Origin of the sequence: Pelagimonas varians (assembly GCF_003208435.1) — a bacterium.
Classification (GTDB): Bacteria; Pseudomonadota; Alphaproteobacteria; order Rhodobacterales; family Rhodobacteraceae; genus Pelagimonas; species Pelagimonas varians.
In genome coordinates, this window is sequence record NZ_QKMF01000001.1 from 272,767 (window position 1) to 289,098 (window position 16,332).

At 56.4% G+C, this 16,332-nt stretch carries 18 protein-coding genes; 17 read left to right on the plus strand and 1 reads right to left on the minus strand.

Annotated features, from left to right (window positions below; genetic code table 11):
* Positions 1 to 39: 39 nt before the first annotated feature.
* From C8N36_RS01330 to C8N36_RS01360, 7 genes are all read left to right on the plus strand, one after another.
* Entirely contained in the window at positions 40 to 516 is a 477-nt protein-coding gene (locus tag C8N36_RS01330) for a lysozyme inhibitor LprI family protein (protein WP_097802755.1), read from the plus strand.
* Positions 516 to 2,090 carry an AMP-binding protein gene (locus C8N36_RS01335; RefSeq protein ID WP_097802754.1) on the plus strand — a complete coding sequence of 525 codons (1,575 nt, stop codon included), beginning with the start codon at positions 516 to 518 and terminating at the stop codon, positions 2,088 to 2,090. The genes C8N36_RS01330 and C8N36_RS01335 overlap by 1 nt, the downstream gene beginning before the upstream one ends.
* Complete coding sequence (locus tag C8N36_RS01340; protein ID WP_097802753.1) at positions 2,087 to 3,691, plus strand: carboxyl transferase domain-containing protein; 1,605 nt, start codon at positions 2,087 to 2,089, stop codon at positions 3,689 to 3,691. Before C8N36_RS01335 ends, C8N36_RS01340 begins: the two co-directional genes overlap by 4 nt.
* A 91-nt stretch (positions 3,692 to 3,782) precedes the next feature.
* On the plus strand, positions 3,783 to 5,726 hold the full coding sequence (locus tag C8N36_RS01345; RefSeq protein ID WP_097802752.1) for an acetyl/propionyl/methylcrotonyl-CoA carboxylase subunit alpha: 1,944 nt from the start codon (positions 3,783 to 3,785) through the stop codon (positions 5,724 to 5,726).
* A gap of 54 nt (positions 5,727 to 5,780) precedes the next feature.
* On the plus strand, positions 5,781 to 6,449 hold the full coding sequence (locus tag C8N36_RS01350; protein ID WP_097802751.1) for a glutathione S-transferase family protein: 669 nt from the start codon (positions 5,781 to 5,783) through the stop codon (positions 6,447 to 6,449).
* A 29-nt stretch (positions 6,450 to 6,478) separates the two neighbouring features.
* Entirely contained in the window at positions 6,479 to 7,336 is an 858-nt protein-coding gene (locus C8N36_RS01355) for a hydroxymethylglutaryl-CoA lyase (RefSeq protein ID WP_097802750.1), read from the plus strand.
* The gene (locus C8N36_RS01360) at positions 7,337 to 8,119 is read left to right on the plus strand and encodes a crotonase/enoyl-CoA hydratase family protein (RefSeq protein WP_097802749.1); all 783 of its coding nucleotides are present in this window, start codon (positions 7,337 to 7,339) and stop codon (positions 8,117 to 8,119) included.
* A 1-nt stretch (position 8,120) separates the two neighbouring features.
* Here C8N36_RS01360 and C8N36_RS01365 read toward each other — a convergent pair whose 3' ends face one another.
* Complete coding sequence (locus C8N36_RS01365; RefSeq protein ID WP_097802748.1) at positions 8,121 to 8,612, minus strand: hypothetical protein; 492 nt, start codon at positions 8,610 to 8,612, stop codon at positions 8,121 to 8,123.
* A gap of 93 nt (positions 8,613 to 8,705) precedes the next feature.
* On the opposite strand from C8N36_RS01365, the gene C8N36_RS01370 reads away from it, so the two are divergent.
* From C8N36_RS01370 to C8N36_RS01415, 10 genes are all read left to right on the plus strand, one after another.
* Positions 8,706 to 9,092: a hypothetical protein gene (locus C8N36_RS01370; protein ID WP_097802747.1), complete on the plus strand. Its 387-nt coding sequence runs from the start codon at positions 8,706 to 8,708 to the stop codon at positions 9,090 to 9,092.
* 239 nt (positions 9,093 to 9,331) lie between these two features.
* Positions 9,332 to 9,697: an NADH-quinone oxidoreductase subunit A gene (locus C8N36_RS01375; protein ID WP_097802746.1), complete on the plus strand. Its 366-nt coding sequence runs from the start codon at positions 9,332 to 9,334 to the stop codon at positions 9,695 to 9,697.
* Positions 9,688 to 10,218 carry a NuoB/complex I 20 kDa subunit family protein gene (locus C8N36_RS01380; RefSeq protein WP_097802745.1) on the plus strand — a complete coding sequence of 177 codons (531 nt, stop codon included), beginning with the start codon at positions 9,688 to 9,690 and terminating at the stop codon, positions 10,216 to 10,218. The genes C8N36_RS01375 and C8N36_RS01380 overlap by 10 nt, the downstream gene beginning before the upstream one ends.
* Complete coding sequence (locus C8N36_RS01385) at positions 10,215 to 10,823, plus strand: NADH-quinone oxidoreductase subunit C (RefSeq protein WP_097802744.1); 609 nt, start codon at positions 10,215 to 10,217, stop codon at positions 10,821 to 10,823. Before C8N36_RS01380 ends, C8N36_RS01385 begins: the two co-directional genes overlap by 4 nt.
* Complete coding sequence (locus tag C8N36_RS01390) at positions 10,823 to 12,043, plus strand: NADH-quinone oxidoreductase subunit D (RefSeq protein WP_176527060.1); 1,221 nt, start codon at positions 10,823 to 10,825, stop codon at positions 12,041 to 12,043. The genes C8N36_RS01385 and C8N36_RS01390 overlap by 1 nt, the downstream gene beginning before the upstream one ends.
* Positions 12,040 to 12,609: a hypothetical protein gene (locus tag C8N36_RS01395; RefSeq protein ID WP_097802742.1), complete on the plus strand. Its 570-nt coding sequence runs from the start codon at positions 12,040 to 12,042 to the stop codon at positions 12,607 to 12,609. Before C8N36_RS01390 ends, C8N36_RS01395 begins: the two co-directional genes overlap by 4 nt.
* A gap of 52 nt (positions 12,610 to 12,661) precedes the next feature.
* Entirely contained in the window at positions 12,662 to 12,952 is a 291-nt protein-coding gene (locus C8N36_RS01400; protein ID WP_097802741.1) for a hypothetical protein, read from the plus strand.
* A gap of 99 nt (positions 12,953 to 13,051) precedes the next feature.
* Positions 13,052 to 14,347, plus strand: coding sequence for an NADH-quinone oxidoreductase subunit E (locus C8N36_RS01405; protein WP_097802994.1), 1,296 nt, complete (start codon positions 13,052 to 13,054; stop codon positions 14,345 to 14,347).
* A 32-nt stretch (positions 14,348 to 14,379) separates the two neighbouring features.
* Positions 14,380 to 15,381 (plus strand): endonuclease, encoded by a 1,002-nt coding sequence (locus C8N36_RS01410; protein ID WP_245910694.1) that lies wholly within the window; start codon positions 14,380 to 14,382, stop codon positions 15,379 to 15,381.
* 129 nt (positions 15,382 to 15,510) lie between these two features.
* Positions 15,511 to 16,332, plus strand: a complete 822-nt coding sequence (locus C8N36_RS01415) for a hypothetical protein (RefSeq protein WP_141467919.1) — start codon at positions 15,511 to 15,513, stop codon at positions 16,330 to 16,332.

The window sequence follows — 16,332 nt, forward strand, 5'->3', positions numbered from 1 at the left end:
GGCAGGGTGTCCGGCCTCTTTCAAACATCAGGAGCCCATATGCGCCTTTTCAGCCTTCTTTGTATTCTGGCCGCCGCGCCCGCCGCTGCGCAGGATTTGAACTATTCGGACCATGCCACTGACGCCTGTATGCAGAGCGGGAGCGACCATGGTGACTGTATCGGTTTGTCCGCACTTCAGTGTATGCAAGACACGCCTGGCGGGTTTTCGACCTATGGCGAAGGCGGGTGTCTGAACGCCGAATTGGAGTATTGGGACCGGTTGCTCAACGTCAATTACAAGGCACGCATGGCGGCTTCAAAACGCAATGACGTTGCAAATGACGGCTTTGGTCCCAGTCAGGCCGAGGCTTTGAAAATGATGCAGCGCGCTTGGATTGCCTACCGCGATGCGAAATGTGATTTTGAGCGCAGTCAATGGGGTGGCGGAACGGGCGGTGGTCCTGCGACGCTCAACTGTTTGATGTACGAAACCGCGCATCAATCTGTTTTCCTTGGGCTTTATTCGAATTACTGATGTTGGAGCGCGGGTTATCATATGACGCCCTCAGGGCTGCAGGATTGGGCGATGTTCCAAAACTTTTGAACATGGCCGCACAGGTCTGCGATGATTGGGTGGATCGCAATGCAGATCGTCTGGCCATCATTGATCTGTCAGAGGGCCCGCGCAAGGACATCACCTATAGCGACCTGCAAAAACTCAGCTGGCAAGTGCAGGCTGAACTGGTGGCGCGCGGTGTGCGCTCCGGTGACCGAGTAGGCGTCTTGTTGGGGCAATCGCCGCTTTGCGCGGCGGCCCATATCGCGGCATGGCGGATGGGGGCGATTTCGGTGCCTTTGTTCAAGCTGTTTCGCCATGATGCACTGGCGTCCAGAATAGCCAACTCCGGCATGCAAGCCGTTGTTTCCGATGAAGAAGGGGCCAAAATGCTGGCCACTTTCGATTTGGATATCGTCTTGCGTTCCGATCTAAGCGATCCAGTGCCGCAACCCAGCGTTCAAACCAATGCCAATGATCCGGCGATTATCATCTACACCTCTGGCACCACAGGCAAACCAAAGGGCGCGCTTCATGCGCACCGCATGCTGAGCGGCCATCTACCCGGTGTGGAAATAAGCCATGATTTTCTGGGTTTGGAGGGGGATGTTCTTTGGACACCCGCAGATTGGGCGTGGATCGGCGGCCTCTTTGATGTGTTGATGCCTGGCCTTGCATTGGGTGTTCCGGTTGTTGCTGCGCGTATGGCCCGCTTCAATGTCGAAGAGTGCATTAATATAGTCGAACAAACATCTGTGAAAAATGTATTTTTCCCTCCAACGGCTCTCCGGATGCTTCGGTCGGAAAGCGCGCAAATCGATGGCCTAAGGTCTGTTGCATCTGGCGGCGAACCGCTTGGGGCTGAAATGTTGGCATGGGGGCGTAAATCGCTCGGCGTTGAAATCAATGAATTCTACGGGCAGACCGAATGCAACATGGTGGCGAGTTCCTGCGGTGCCTTGTTCACCGCCCGGCCCGGTGCGATCGGCAAAGCCGTGCCGGGGTTCGACGTGGCAGTGATTGACGAAGACGGTGTTGAGACCGACGGAGAAGGCGATATTGCGGTTCGCTGCGGTGCACCCTCTATGTTGTTGGAATATTGGAATAACCCCACAGAAACTGCCCGAAAGTTTCGCGGTGACTGGCTGGTGATGGGGGATCGCGGTGTGATCGAAGACGGTTTTTTACGGTTTGTAGGACGTGATGATGACGTCATCACCTCTGGCGGCTACCGCATCGGCCCGTCCGAGATTGAAGACTGTTTGCTGACGCATTCTGGCGTCGTAACGGTGGGTGTTGTCGGCAAACCTGATCCGCTGAGAACTGAAATTGTAAAAGCTTATGTTGTTCAAAAACAAGGCGTTAACCTTTCGGAAATAGATCTTCAGACATGGGTCAAGGATCGGCTGGCAAGCTATTCTTACCCAAGGGAAATCACGTTTGTAGACGAATTGCCTATGACGGTGACCGGCAAGGTCATCCGCAAAGAACTCAAAGCCCGCGCAACTGCCGAGGCAAAAATAGACATCTCGAAAGAGCAGGAGGCGACATGAAGCTTCAATCCCAAGCCATTGCTTCATCAGAGCAATTTAAAACCAACAAGGCGTCTCATACCCAAGCGCTTGAGCAAATTCGAGAGGCGGCAGCCCTTGCGGCGGCGGGTGGCGGTGAAAGATCGAGGGAACGCCATGTCAGTCGTGGCAAGATGTTACCCCGCGAACGGGTGGCCAACCTGCTTGATCCTGGCTCGCCCTTTCTTGAGGTCGGCGCGACGGCTGCGCATGGTCTATATGACAATGCAGCCCCCTGCGCGGGTGTGATTGCCGGCATCGGTCAGGTTCAGGGTCGACAAGTTATGGTTGTGTGCAACGATGCAACCGTTAAGGGCGGAACGTACTTCCCGATGACGGTCAAAAAGCATCTTAGGGCGCAAGAGATCGCCGAAGAAAACCACCTGCCTTGTATCTATCTTGTCGACAGCGGCGGTGCGAACCTTCCGCAGCAGGACGAAGTGTTTCCCGATCGTGACCACTTTGGCCGGATCTTTTACAATCAGGCCCGCATGTCCGCCAAAGGCATCGCGCAAATTGCTGTGGTCATGGGGTCGTGCACAGCTGGCGGGGCCTATGTGCCAGCAATGTCGGACGTGACGATTATCGTCAAAGAGCAAGGCACGATTTTCCTCGCCGGTCCGCCGCTGGTCAAAGCTGCAACGGGCGAAGTCGTCACCTCCGAGGATCTGGGCGGCGGTGATGTGCACACCCGCCTCTCCGGCGTCGCGGATTACCTTGCCGAAGACGACAGCCACGCCTTGGCACTGGCCCGCCGCGCGGTTGGCAATCTAGGTCCCGTCAAAGGGGCGTTGGTCAATCTGCAAAGCCCCGAAGATCCGGCCTATGATCCCGACGAAATTCTCGGTGTCGTGCCGGGTGATTTGCGCACGCCTTACGACATTCGCGAAGTCATTGCCCGAATGGTTGACGGATCGCGCTTTGACGAATTCAAAGCACGCTTTGGCGAAACCCTTGTAACTGGTTTCGCCCATGTGATGGGCATGCCGGTGGGGATTATCGCCAACAATGGCGTGCTCTTTTCCGAGGCTGCGCAAAAAGGGGCCCATTTTGTCGAACTGTGCTCACAGCGCGGCATTCCGCTGGTGTTTTTACAAAACATCACCGGCTTTATGGTCGGCCGTAAATATGAGAACGAGGGCATCGCCCGTCACGGTGCCAAAATGGTGACCGCCGTTGCCACCACCAATGTGCCGAAAATCACCATGCTTGTGGGGGGCTCTTTCGGGGCTGGAAACTATGGCATGTCAGGCCGGGCGTATCAGCCACGCTTTCTTTGGACATGGCCCAACAGCCGTATCTCCGTGATGGGCGGCGAACAGGCCGCAGGTGTTCTGGCAACTGTGAAACGGGACGGGATCGAACGCCGCGGCGAAAGCTGGTCCGCTGAGGATGAAGCCGAATTCAAACGCCCGACCATCGAGATGTTCGAGAGACAAGCACATCCCTTGTACGCCTCGGCCCGCCTTTGGGATGACGGTATCATTGACCCGCGCAAATCCCGCCAAACCTTGGCCCTGTCTTTGCGCGCCGCATTGAACGCCCCGATTGAGGAGACACGTTTCGGCGTGTTCCGCATGTGATGCCGTTCTTTGATTTCTTCTGTCTAAAAATATCCCGGGGAGCGCGAGGGGCTGGCCCCTCGCTTGCACCACGTGGTCGAGGAGACCGACAATGATTGATACTATCTTGATCGCCAACCGCGGTGAAATTGCCTGCCGCGTCATCGAAACAGCCTCAAAAATGGGGCTGCGCACTGTGGCTGTACATTCTGACGTTGACGCAGGTGCGAAACACGTTGCGATGGCCGACACCGCAATTTGCATCGGCGAAGCAGCACCCGCCGCAAGCTATCTGCGCGGCGATGCCATCATCGCGGCGGCCCAAGCCAGCGGAGCGCAATTGATCCATCCGGGCTATGGTTTCCTGTCCGAAAACCCGGATTTCGTAGACGCGGTCGAAGCGGCGGGTCTGATCTTTGTTGGCCCCTCGGCCCATGCGATCCGCTCTATGGGACTAAAAGACGCTGCCAAACGGCTGATGGACCATGCGGGGGTGCCGATCGTCCCGGGCTATATGGGCGAAAATCAGGACCCTGCGCATCTGAAATCAGCGGCTGATGGCATTGGGTATCCGGTCTTGATCAAGGCCGTTGCTGGCGGCGGCGGCAAAGGGATGCGCTTGGTCGAAGACCCTAAGGATTTCCTCGATGGGCTCACAAGCGCTCAGTCCGAAGCGCGTACCGCCTTTGGCAATGATCATGTGTTGATCGAAAAATACATTCAAAAACCGCGTCATATCGAAGTGCAGGTCTTTGGCGATGGCACTCATGCGGTGCATCTGTTTGAGCGCGATTGCTCGTTGCAGCGCCGCCACCAAAAAGTCATCGAAGAAGCCCCAGCGCCGGATATGCCCCCAAAAGTCCGCAAGGCTATGGGGGACGCGGCTGTCCGTGCCGCCGAAGCCATCGGCTACAAAGGGGCAGGGACGGTGGAATTCATTGTTGACGGGGCAAATGGCCTGCGTCCGGACGGGTTCTGGTTCATGGAAATGAACACGCGTTTGCAGGTCGAGCATCCCGTGTCGGAACTGATCACCGGTGTTGATCTGGTGGAATGGCAAATCCGGGTTGCCGCGGGCGAAAGCCTGCCTGCCCAACAAGACGAATTGTCAATCAATGGACATGCTTTCGAGGCGCGTCTTTACGCCGAGGACGTTCCAGCCGGTTTCTTACCTGCCACGGGCCGCCTTGCGCATTTGTCCTTTCCGGAAGGGGTGCGCGCCGATAGCGGTGTGCGCTCTGGTGATACCATTAGCCCGCATTACGATCCGATGATTGCCAAAGTGATTGTCCACGGACCAACCCGCGCTGTGGCTTTGCGGCAATTGGCACGCGGCTTGCGTGATACGCAAGTGGCGGGCACAGTGACCAATCTGTCCTTTCTCGGTGCCTTGGCCGAACACGAAGGATTTGGCCGCGGCGAAGTGGATACAGGCCTGATTGCCCGCGACCTTGAGGCATTGGTACAACAACCCGGGGTCAATCTGGTTGCACGGGGCTTGGCTGCCCTGATCGCGGCCGGTCTGACAGAGCCAGAGCAGACTTTGAGTGGTTTCACTTTATGGGAGCCCTTGCGCCGCACAGTTCTGATCGAAGAGGCCGGAGAGGCGCATGAGGTACAGCTGCGCCTTTCGGGAGCAAACACCTGCCTGATTGACACCGGCGGCGACACGATTACTGCACAGCGCAGCGATGCGGGTTGGACGTTGAATGGACAACGGGCACCCGAATTTGCTGTGGCCGGTGATGATATCACTGTGTTCGCAGACTATGGCCGCAGCTACCGCATAATTGACCCGTTGGCGCGCGATACCGCTGGCGGTGCGGATGCAACCTTGACCCTTGCCCCGATGCCGGGACGGGTGGTTTCTGTGCATGTGTCTGCTGGTGAAGCCGTATCCGAAGGTGACAAACTGGCCGTTCTTGAAGCCATGAAAATGGAACACACCATGTTGGCCGGCCGCGACGGCGTGATTGCCGAAGTTCTGGTTTCGGGTGGGGACCAAGTAGAGGCGGGGGCCCCGCTGATCCGTCTGGAAGACGAAGCAGAGGGCTAAACGCATTGCATGTCCCGCTGACAGGGGCATGCGATCAAACGAAAGGGAGGTTCCATGACTCAAGAGATCATTCGCGTCCACAATGTTCCGTATTCACGCGGGTTTCGGGTTCTTTGGCTGCTCGAAGAGCTGGGCCTGAGCTATGATGTTGTGAACTATAAGATCGGGGATCGCTCGATGCGTGAGGGCGGGCTGGACGCTTTGTCGCCTGCCACCCGTGTGCCAGCAATTGAAATCGGTGATTTGGTCATGGCCGAAAGCGGCGCGATTGTTCAGCACCTGATCGAGACCCACGGGCCGCAGTTCGGCCGCCCTGTTGGTGATCCAGAACGTCCGGCCTTTTTGCAGTGGCTGCATTATTCCGAAACCATGGCATCTTTGGTCGAGCAGTTGAACCTCAACCACGTGTTCTTGCGCCCACCTGCCAAGCCAAGCGCCATTGTGATCAAGCTAAACACAGCGCGCCTGCGCCAGTCACTGGCCGGAATGGAGGCGCGTTTGGGCAATCATGACTTCCTGCTGCCCGGAGGCTTTTCGGGGGCGGATATCATGATGGGTTTTAACCTGTATGCGGTTCCGTTCTACGTCGATTGCTCGGAATTCCCAAAGCTGTTGGCCTACCGAAAACGGCTTGAGGCGCGGCCAGCCTATCAAACGGCTTTGGCTAAGGAAGGCCCACAAGAATTCTACGACCGTGATTTCTATCCGGTCCCCGAAGAATAACCTGATCGCTCGGGCATAGGATAAAGAACATGTCGCAATATGTTGAAATATTTGAAGTAGGTCCACGTGATGGTCTGCAAAACGAAAAGCGGGAAATCCCAACTGCGGATAAAATCGCGCTTGTGGATTGCCTGAGCGGTGCCGGTTTCAAACGGATCGAATGCGCCAGTTTTGTCAGCCCGAAATGGGTGCCCCAAATGGCGGACAGTGCCGAGGTGCTGGCCGGGATTACGCGCGCCACAGACATTTCATATGCGGCGCTGACCCCGAATATGAAGGGTTTGGAAAACGCGATTGCCGCCAAGGCAGACGAGGTTGCGATCTTTGGCTCGGCCTCCGAAGGGTTCAGCAAGGCCAATATCAACGCCTCCATTGCCGAAAGTCTGGAGCGGTTCAAACCTGTGACCGAAGCGGCGAAGGCGGCAGGGTTGCCGGTACGGGGCTACGTGTCATGCGTTGTGGAATGCCCATATGACGGGGCCATAGATCCCGCCTCGGTGGCCCGTGTTGTGGCCGCCTTGCGCGATATGGGCTGCTATGAGGTGTCGCTGGGTGATACGATCGGGCGCGGCAAGCCCGAAGCGATCGCCGCAATGTTAGCTGCCGTGTTGCAAGAGCTACCGGCAACGCAACTGGCGGGGCATTTTCACGATACGGGCGGGCAGGCGCTTGCTAATATCGAAGTGGCTTTGGAAAAGGGGCTGCGGGTGTTTGATGCGGCGGTCGGCGGATTGGGTGGATGCCCTTATGCCCCCGGTGCCGCGGGCAATGTGGCCACCGAGGCGGTGCATGATCGCGTCTTGGCTTTGGGGTATGAAACCGGTCTCGACCGCACCATTTTAATGCAAGCCGCAGCAATGGCCCGCGCGATGCGAGGAGATGCCTAGATGTTTGAAACGATAGCAATCCAGACGGATGATCGCGGTGTGGCAACGCTGACGCTGGACCGTGCCGAAAAACACAATGCCATGTCGGCGCAGATGATCGCCGAATTGACACAGGCGGCGGTGCAGTTGGGCGCGGATGAAACCGTGCGGGCGGTTATTCTGACCGGCGCAGGCCGCAGTTTTTGCGCGGGTGGTGATTTGCGTTGGATGCAAGACCAGATGGCAGCGGATGCCGCGACACGCTTTGTCGAGGCGAAAAAACTGGCGATGATGCTCAAAGCGCTGAACGAGCTGCCAAAACCGTTGATTGGCCGCGTGCAGGGGCAGGCCTTTGGCGGCGGCGTTGGTATGGCGTCGGTCTGTGATGTGGCGATTGGCGTCGACACGGCCAAATTTGGCCTGACGGAAACCAAGCTGGGGCTGATCCCGGCCACCATCGGCCCCTATGTTCTGGCCCGCTTGGGCGAAGCTATGGCGCGGCGGGTCTTTATGTCTGCGCGCATCTTCAAGGCCGATGAGGCGGTGACCTTGGGCCTATTGGCCAAGGCGGTGCCTGCGGATGAACTGGACGCCGCTGTCGAAGCCGAAGTCGCCCCCTATCTTTCCGTAGCTCCGGGCGCGGTGGCCGAGGCCAAGCGCTTTACCCGCTGGCTTGGCCAACCCATCACCGAAGAGATTATTGATCAGACCATTCAAGGGCTCGTCGATCGGTGGGAAGGGGCCGAAGCCCAAGAGGGAATCGGAGCCTTTTTCGACAAACGCAAACCCGCCTGGCTGCGCTAGTCTATTCGGCACAGACCGCGATTTTGGAGACAATCCAATAGACTTCGGTCTCTTGCTTATAGAGACCGATTTCGAGCGCCTGCGGAGAGTTTTCAGGATTGATGTGCAGCCAAAGGTGGTGCGGCGTGCCATCGGCTGACAAAAAGTCCACTCCGACTCCTTCGTCGACGCTGTCGCGTATGTCTTCACATGAATAACTGCGTGGCGGCGTTCCTATAATTTCAACGCGGTCGGCGACTGCGCAAAGGGCAATGTCGCGCTCAAAGCGAATATGGCGGACGTTTTCTGGCAATTCCAGAAATCCGCCTGCGATGGGGGCTATCCCGAGTTCCTGGCTTTCGCCGTCGCAGTCATGGCCTTGGGATCTGGTTTGTGTTTGGTTTTCCGCCAGAACCACGGGCGGATTTGAAGACTTCGCTGGTGGCATCAATGGCTGCGAAAAAAGGGCTGTCATGCTTGATAACAAGGTGAAAATTGCAATAAATTGGGTCATAAATCGGGGCTCCTACAAAAAACAGGTTGGGAAATTGCCGCGGGATGTCGTCTAGGATACCATAGATCGAAGCTATTTCGAAACGGGGGCATTATGACCACTCAGATTGCTCATTTATTTGCGACAGGTTGTATCGCAATCTGTTTCTTTCAAATCGCGCTGATCGCAGGTGCACCTTTGGGGGAATTCACCCAAGGAGGCCAGAATCGCGGAGCCTTGCCGCTGAGTGGCCGCGTTATTGCCGCCGTATCGATTCCCATTTTGGTGTTTTGTGGTTTGGCAATTGTGTCTGCCGCCGGCTTTCCGGGGCTGAACTGGTCGCGAAAGGCAGGGTGGGTGGCCCTTGCTGTTATGACAATAAGCGCAATTTTGAACTGGATCACCCCCAGCGCCAAAGAGCGGGCCGTTTGGGGTCCGATAATGACCGTTATGGCCGGATTTTCGGCGCATGTGATGATCGCAACCGGAGATCTGGGTTGAAGTGAGGCAGGCAAAGAAATCTGTTTCCGCGACGCATGCGCGCGCCTTACGCTGGAACTGGACTGTGGTGTCTGTAGTAAGTGCTTGTTATTAATAGGTACAAATGAAAGTTGGGCCTCTGTTCGTGGTTGATATCAAACTATTGAATATCTCTGCGCCTTGTTGACCCTGCCTGCCCATAGGGCTAAGGCATGCCTGAACCGATTTGCGCGTTTTCGCGCCTTAGAAGGAGCCGCCTCGTGGAAGAGATGCTGCGGGAATACCTTCCCATCCTCGTCTTTACGGCCATTGCCGTAGCCATTGGTCTTGTTTTTCTATTCGCTGCGATTCTGATTGCGGTGCGGAACCCGGACCCGGAAAAAGTGTCGGCCTACGAATGCGGATTCAACGCATTTGACGACGCCCGAATGAAATTCGACGTCAGGTTTTACCTCGTTGCGATCTTGTTTATCATCTTTGATCTTGAAATTGCCTTCCTGTTCCCATGGGCGGTGGCGTTGCAGGACATCTCGATGGTGGGCTTTTGGTCAATGATTGTATTCCTCGGAGTATTGACCATCGGATTTGCTTACGAATGGAAGAAAGGGGCGCTCGAATGGGAGTGATGACAGGGACCCAGGTTGGCGCGGACAAAGAAGTCGCCACTCAGGCCATCAACCGCGAACTGCAGGACAAAGGTTTTCTGCTGACTTCGACGGAAGACATCATTAACTGGGCGCGCACCGGCTCGCTGCACTGGATGACCTTCGGGTTGGCCTGCTGTGCGGTTGAAATGATGCACACCTCAATGCCGCGGTATGACGCCGAACGGTATGGGATTGCCCCGCGCGCCAGCCCCCGTCAGTCCGACCTGATGATTGTGGCTGGAACGCTGACCAACAAAATGGCTCCGGCATTGCGCAAGGTTTATGACCAGATGCCGGAACCGCGTTATGTGTTGTCGATGGGCAGCTGCGCCAATGGCGGCGGCTACTATCACTACAGCTATTCGGTTGTGCGCGGCTGTGATCGCATTGTGCCTGTTGATGTCTATGTGCCGGGCTGCCCGCCTACGGCTGAGGCGCTGCTGTATGGCCTGATGACGCTGCAAAAGAAAATCCGCCGGACGGGGACTCTTGTACGATGACCGAAGCACTTAAAGAACTGGGCGCATTGATCGAAGCCAAGCGCCCCGATTGCGTCCTTGGCTATAGCATCGCGTTTGACGAGCTGACTGTTGATGTGGCTCCGGCCAATATCAAAGGGTTTGTTGAGTTCCTAAAAACCGACCAGAACTGCAAATTTTCGTCACTGGTGGATATCACCGGAATCGATTTCCCGGAGCGCGGCAAGCGGTTCGACATCATCTATCACTTCTTGTCGATGTACCAAAACCACCGCATCCGGTTGCGGGTGTCGGTGCGCGAAGATGAAATGGTGCCGTCGATTGTGGATGTGCACCCCTCGGCCAACTGGTTCGAGCGCGAAGTTTTTGACATGTTCGGCGTGCTGTTTTCCGGCCACCCCGACCTGCGCCGTATTCTGACCGACTACGGGTTCCGTGGCTATCCGCTGCGCAAGGATTTCCCAACCACCGGTTATACCGAAGTGCGTTATGACGAAGAGCTGAAACGCGTCGTCTATGAACCCGTTTCACTGGTTCAGGAATACCGTCAGTTTGATTTCATGTCTCCCTGGGAGGGCGCGAAATACGTGCTGCCCGGTGATGAGAAGCAAGAAGAGGCGAAATGATGGACGGCTCCAAAGGTTTCGACGACGCCCAGACGGGCGAACAGAAAATCCGCAATTTCAACATCAACTTCGGGCCTCAGCATCCGGCGGCACACGGCGTGTTGCGCATGGTGCTTGAGCTGGACGGCGAGATTGTTGAACGTGCAGATCCGCATATTGGCCTGCTGCACCGCGGGACCGAAAAGCTCATGGAGAGCCGGACCTATTTGCAAAACCTGCCTTATCTGGACCGCCTCGACTACGTGGCCCCGATGAATCAGGAACATGCTTGGTGTCTGGCGATTGAAAAGCTGACCGGTGTCGAAGTCCCGCGTCGCGGCTCTTTGATCCGCGTGCTGTTTTCGGAAATTGGGCGGGTACTGAACCACCTGTTGAACGTGACTACGCAGGCGATGGACGTGGGGGCGCTGACGCCGCCGCTCTGGGGCTTTGAAGAGCGTGAGAAACTCATGATCTTTTACGAGCGCGCATGCGGTGCCCGTCTTCACGCCAATTATTTCCGCCCCGGCGGTGTCCACCAAGACCTGCCTCAGGCACTGTTGGATGATATCGTCGAATGGTGCGGGACGTTTCCGGCTGTACTCGAAGATATCGACGGCTTGCTGACGGAAAACCGGATTTTCAAGCAGCGGAACTGCGATATCGGTGTGATTTCTGAACAAGAGATCCTCGATTGGGGCTATTCCGGTGTTATGGTGCGCGGCTCCGGCCTTGCTTGGGATTTGCGCCGCTCGCAGCCCTATGAGTGCTACGATGAATTCGAGTTCCAGGTGCCTATCGGCAAAAACGGCGATTGCTACGACCGTTATCTTGTCCGCATGGAAGAAATGCGCCAGTCGGTGTCGATCATCCTGCAAGCTATTGAAAAGCTGAATGCCCCCGAAGGGCAGGGCGATGTTCTGGCCCGTGGCAAGATCACACCTCCGAAGCGCGCGGATATGAAAACCTCGATGGAAAGCCTGATCCACCACTTCAAGCTCTACACCGAAGGGTTCAAAGTTCCTGCTGGTGAAGTTTATGCCTGCGTAGAAGCGCCCAAAGGCGAATTTGGCGTGTTCATGGTCTCGGATGGCACCAATAAACCATACCGTGCAAAACTACGGGCACCCGGGTTCTTGCATCTGCAATCCATGGATCACGTGGCCAAGGGACACCAGCTTGCTGATGTTGCGGCGATCATCGGTACCATGGACGTTGTGTTTGGGGAAATCGACAGATGATGATACGGGCGGCGGTCCTTCTTTCGGCCGCTATGGCCCTTCCGCTTTCGGCGGAAGGGATTCCTGTGTTTGACGAAACCTTGGGGTTTGAAATCTCGGGGCTTGCCTTGGATGGCGGGCTTTTGGTGAACAATGCTGGGCAGGGGTTCTTTTGCGATGTCGATGACAGCGAAAAGGCCACCCATCTGGTTTTGAGGTCGTGCATTCCGTTTCTTGGACCTTTGGCTGCGGCTGCGTTGAATGATTCATCATCAGCAGATGGTCCGCTGGAAGCCGGTTTTGTCGCTGGTCTGGAAACTCTTCCCGAACCCGCCTTTACGCCCGCGATTGTTGATGCCTTTACCGAAATGGGCTGTGTGATCGATTTTAATGGCGGCGAAGATGCCTTTATCGCTGAGGTGGCGCATCAATTGGCGCGTTCAACCGGCTATACCGGTCCGGTCACTGATGTATCCTTCGAGGCTGTCAAACATTTGTCTGAACCCGCGGCAGACGCAATGGTAGAGCAAGGCCGCATTGTTTTGGACCGCGATGCCATGACCGCCACGTTTACCGAGTGTCAGTGACGGGCGTTGATATCGCCCAGTGTGACTTAAAGAATGCCCAGAAAGGCTGAAGATGAAGAAACTCGTTCCCGCTCTTGCTGCAATGGCTTTGACAACGGCCTGTGTGATGCCCCCCAAAGATGTGACCGACGAAGATCTGGTCGCCTATGATGCGGCTGTGGCTTCGATCGGGTGCGATCTTCGGTCCGAGTCTGATTACCTGCCTGTTGAATTGCAAACGGGCCTGACACGCGAAAAAATCATTGAAATCGGTCAATACAAACTCTCGACCGAAGAAGTTGTGGCATTGGAAGGCGGCGGTGTCCGTCTTGTCACTGGTGCCTGCGCGCCCACAGCGGCGTAATCCCAATTCGCCAAAGGGTGCGCGGCATCCTTTGGCATGAAAACAAACAGTCACCGGGCGTTGACCTTTGTCCGGATAGCCAACCGAAAGACCAAAGATATGCTGCGTCGTTTGCACTCCGAACAACCTGAAAGCTTTGAATTCACACCGGCCAATCTGGCCTGGGCCCAAAGTCAGGTCAGCAAGTATCCGCAAGGCCGTCAGGCCAGCGCGATTATTCCGCTGCTCTGGCGCGCGCAAGAACAAGAAGGCTGGCTGACCCGCCCCGCTATTGAATATGTCGCGGACATGCTGGACATGGCCTATATTCGTGCGCTCGAAGTGGCGTCTTTCTACTTTATGTTCCAGCTGCAACCGGTTGGATCCGTCGCCCACATCCAGATTTGCGGTACGCTGTCTTGTATGATTTGCGGCGCAGAAGATCTGATGGCGGTTTGCAAAGACAAGATTGCCGCCAAGCCACACGCATTGTCAGCCGACGGCAAATTCAGTTGGGAAGAAGTCGAATGTCTGGGCGCTTGTACCAATGCTCCGATGGCGCAAATCGGCAAAGATTATTACGAAGATCTGACCGCCGAAAAGCTAGGTCAGTTACTGGATGATATGGCCGCTGGAAAAGTGCCTCAGGTTGGTCCGCAAAATGGACGTTTTGCGGCAGAGCCGTCTTCTGGGATTTCGTCACTGACGGAATTTGTGAATGGCTCGATCAAGCTGAATGCCTCGGCGCAACTTGCAGCCGAAATCGGTGATACAATCAAGCGGATCGACGGCACAGAAGTTCCGGTTATTCAAGGTTGGGAAGATCAGTCTGACGGCGGCGCAGAGGCGGCGATTGCCTCGGTCGGGACACCTGCAAACACAGCTACGGCCCCTAAGGCACCCGCGGTGAAACCTGCTGCTGTGGCCGAAGAGACCGTGGAAACAGCCCCCGCCGAGCCGCTTTTGAAAGCGTCTAAACCACTTGCCGGTCAGGCGGAGCTGGCTGGGAAAAAAGGCACCTGGCGCTATGAAGGCGGCGATAAACCTGCGTCAGAGGGTCAAAAAGCCGAAAAACCTGCGGCTACGACCAATGTCGCGGACACCCCTTCAGAGCAGGCGGAAGGTGAGAAACCTTCGACTTTGGACGCAGCCCGAGAGGGCGGTGCAGATGATCTGAAACTGATCAAGGGCGTTGGCCCAAAGCTGGAAAAAATGCTTAATTCCATGGGGTTCTACCACTTTGACCAAGTCGCGTCCTGGAAGGCGAGCGAGTTGGCTTGGGTGGATCAAAACCTTGAAGGTTTCAAGGGCCGCGCGACTCGGGACGAATGGGTGGCGCAAGCCAAAACCCTTGCGTCAGGGGAAGAAACCGAATTTGCTACCCGTGCTAAAAAGGACGACATCTATAAAGACTAGATGTGCATAGACGCGGATAGGGAGATTCGAAGATGAGCAACGTGACTGGCGGGCAGGGATGCCCGATGAAATGTTGGTCAGCGGCAGGGGTGATCGGTGTTGTGACAGCACTGATCCTGATTGCTGTGGCTGGCAAGGGTGTAATGGCAGGTTTGATCCTTGGGATCTTGGCAGCGGTGCTGCTTGGGCTGCTGTTCACGTGGTTATTTTGTGCTCCCGTTCCCGCGATTGGTGCATCCGGCAATGTCGCTGACGCAGCGGTTGCCTCTGCCGAACCGGCGGCTGTGACGCCATCCCCAGCCCCGATTGCACAGCCGGTTGTGGCTGAGCCGGTGGCTGCAGTTCCCGAAAAGCCGGTTGAAGCCGCGCCCGTTGTGGCGGAAGCGGCTGACGCAGCTGCGGATGTTAAAGAGTCAGAGGTCGAGGCTTCAGATACGGTTGTAAAGCCAACCGCCGCTCTGGCAGGGCAAGACGAATTGTCCGGTAAAAAAGGCGATTGGCGCTACGAAGGCGGCGAAGCGCCTCAGACAGAGACCACTGAGGCGGCGCAAGCCCCGGACGCTCCGGTTGCAGCCGAATCTGTTGTTAAACCGTCAACAGCTTTGGCCGGTCAGGCTGAACTTGCCGAAAAAAAGGGCACTTGGCGCTATGAGGGCGGCGATGCTTTGCCCAAAGCGGATGAAAGCCCTGCGGTTGATGCTGGTAAAGACTATGACGGCGACGGCATTTTGGAAGGCACCGAAGAGGGCACGCGCCCTGCGTTGTTGGACGGGCCGGGTGAAGGCGGTGCGGATAATCTCAAAGAGATCAAAGGCATCGGACCGAAGCTTGAAAAAGTGTGCCATGGTCTTGGCGTCTATCACTTTAGCCAGATTGCAGCATGGAACGAAGATGAAGTCGCTTGGGCCAACGCCAATCTGGTTGGTTTCAAAGGCCGGGTAACCCGTGACAACTGGGTTGAGCAGGCAAAAATACTGGCAGCGGGCGGCGAGACGGAATTCTCGAAACGCGTTGACAAAGGCGGGGTCTACTAGGACCCTGCGACACCACTATGTCTTGCGTGCTGCGCTGCAGTATGCGAGGCGTAAACCGGCACTGTTGGGGAGGAACGGGGCTTTAATTGCGCAGACGGTCTGCGCTTTTTAATTGCTTGGAGCGATGACGTGACCATTACGACCCCCATGATGAAGATGACACCAGATTTTACACCTGTTGCCCGTGCATTCGCACTGCAAACCCGTATCGCCGGACAATCGAGCGAAACGATGATGCGTTTGGCGATGTTGCCTTGGAACAGCTGGACTGCTGGCGTGACTGCTTTGAAGACAACTCCGGCAGCGAAACCTGCTGCCAAACCCCAAGCCGCCCCTGTTGCGGTGGCCAAGAAAGCCGCGGTTGCCAAGCCATTGGCCAAAAAAGCTGCACCAAAGACGCCAGAGAAATCCGTTGCAGACGTCGCTGCGAAACCTGTAGCGCTGGTCGCCGAAACACCTGTTGCTGCAAAGCCGGTCGCTGTGAAGCCCGAGGCTGCTGCCCCGGTGGCTCCGGCGAAAATCGTTGCTGCACCTGTCGCTGACAAGCCGGTTGCAAAAGCCAAACCTGTTGATTCGAAACCTGCCGCGCCCGTTGCCGCAGTGGTTGCAGAGACCAAGCCCGTACCAAAGGCCGCGGCCAAAGTTGAAGCCAAGCCGGAAATCAAAGCCGCAGCCAAGGTCGCGCCAAAGGCAGAGACCAAAGCCGATGCAGACAAGCCTGCGATGCTTAAGGCGGCGCGTAACGGCCAGCCGGATGACCTAACGCAATTGAAAGGTGTTGGCCCCAAGTTGGCTTTGGCCTTGCAAGAGGCGGGCATCTACCACTACGACCAGATCGCGGAATGGACAGATGTTCAAACCGCTTGGGTTGACGAAAATATCGCTGGTGTGCGTGGCCGTGCGTCGCGCAATGAATGGGTCGAACAGGCCCTAGAACTGGCAACGGCATAA

Excerpts from the sequence above, each read along its gene's own strand:
- C8N36_RS01390 (WP_176527060.1), top strand. The coding sequence starts at position 10,823 with ATGGACGGCTCCAAAGGTTTCGACGACGCCCAGACGGGCGAACAGAAA.
- C8N36_RS01370 (WP_097802747.1), top strand. The coding sequence starts at position 8,706 with ATGACCACTCAGATTGCTCATTTATTTGCGACAGGTTGTATCGCAATC.
- C8N36_RS01410 (WP_245910694.1), top strand. The coding sequence starts at position 14,380 with ATGAGCAACGTGACTGGCGGGCAGGGATGCCCGATGAAATGTTGGTCA.
- C8N36_RS01400 (WP_097802741.1), top strand. The coding sequence starts at position 12,662 with ATGAAGAAACTCGTTCCCGCTCTTGCTGCAATGGCTTTGACAACGGCC.
- C8N36_RS01345 (WP_097802752.1), top strand. The coding sequence starts at position 3,783 with ATGATTGATACTATCTTGATCGCCAACCGCGGTGAAATTGCCTGCCGC.
- C8N36_RS01380 (WP_097802745.1), top strand. The coding sequence starts at position 9,688 with ATGGGAGTGATGACAGGGACCCAGGTTGGCGCGGACAAAGAAGTCGCC.
- C8N36_RS01335 (WP_097802754.1), top strand. The coding sequence starts at position 516 with ATGTTGGAGCGCGGGTTATCATATGACGCCCTCAGGGCTGCAGGATTG.
- C8N36_RS01395 (WP_097802742.1), top strand. The coding sequence starts at position 12,040 with ATGATGATACGGGCGGCGGTCCTTCTTTCGGCCGCTATGGCCCTTCCG.
- C8N36_RS01405 (WP_097802994.1), top strand. The coding sequence starts at position 13,052 with ATGCTGCGTCGTTTGCACTCCGAACAACCTGAAAGCTTTGAATTCACA.
- C8N36_RS01360 (WP_097802749.1), top strand. The coding sequence starts at position 7,337 with ATGTTTGAAACGATAGCAATCCAGACGGATGATCGCGGTGTGGCAACG.
- C8N36_RS01330 (WP_097802755.1), top strand. The coding sequence starts at position 40 with ATGCGCCTTTTCAGCCTTCTTTGTATTCTGGCCGCCGCGCCCGCCGCT.
- C8N36_RS01385 (WP_097802744.1), top strand. The coding sequence starts at position 10,215 with ATGACCGAAGCACTTAAAGAACTGGGCGCATTGATCGAAGCCAAGCGC.
- C8N36_RS01355 (WP_097802750.1), top strand. The coding sequence starts at position 6,479 with ATGTCGCAATATGTTGAAATATTTGAAGTAGGTCCACGTGATGGTCTG.
- C8N36_RS01365 (WP_097802748.1), bottom strand. The coding sequence starts at position 8,612 with ATGACCCAATTTATTGCAATTTTCACCTTGTTATCAAGCATGACAGCC.
- C8N36_RS01340 (WP_097802753.1), top strand. The coding sequence starts at position 2,087 with ATGAAGCTTCAATCCCAAGCCATTGCTTCATCAGAGCAATTTAAAACC.
- C8N36_RS01350 (WP_097802751.1), top strand. The coding sequence starts at position 5,781 with ATGACTCAAGAGATCATTCGCGTCCACAATGTTCCGTATTCACGCGGG.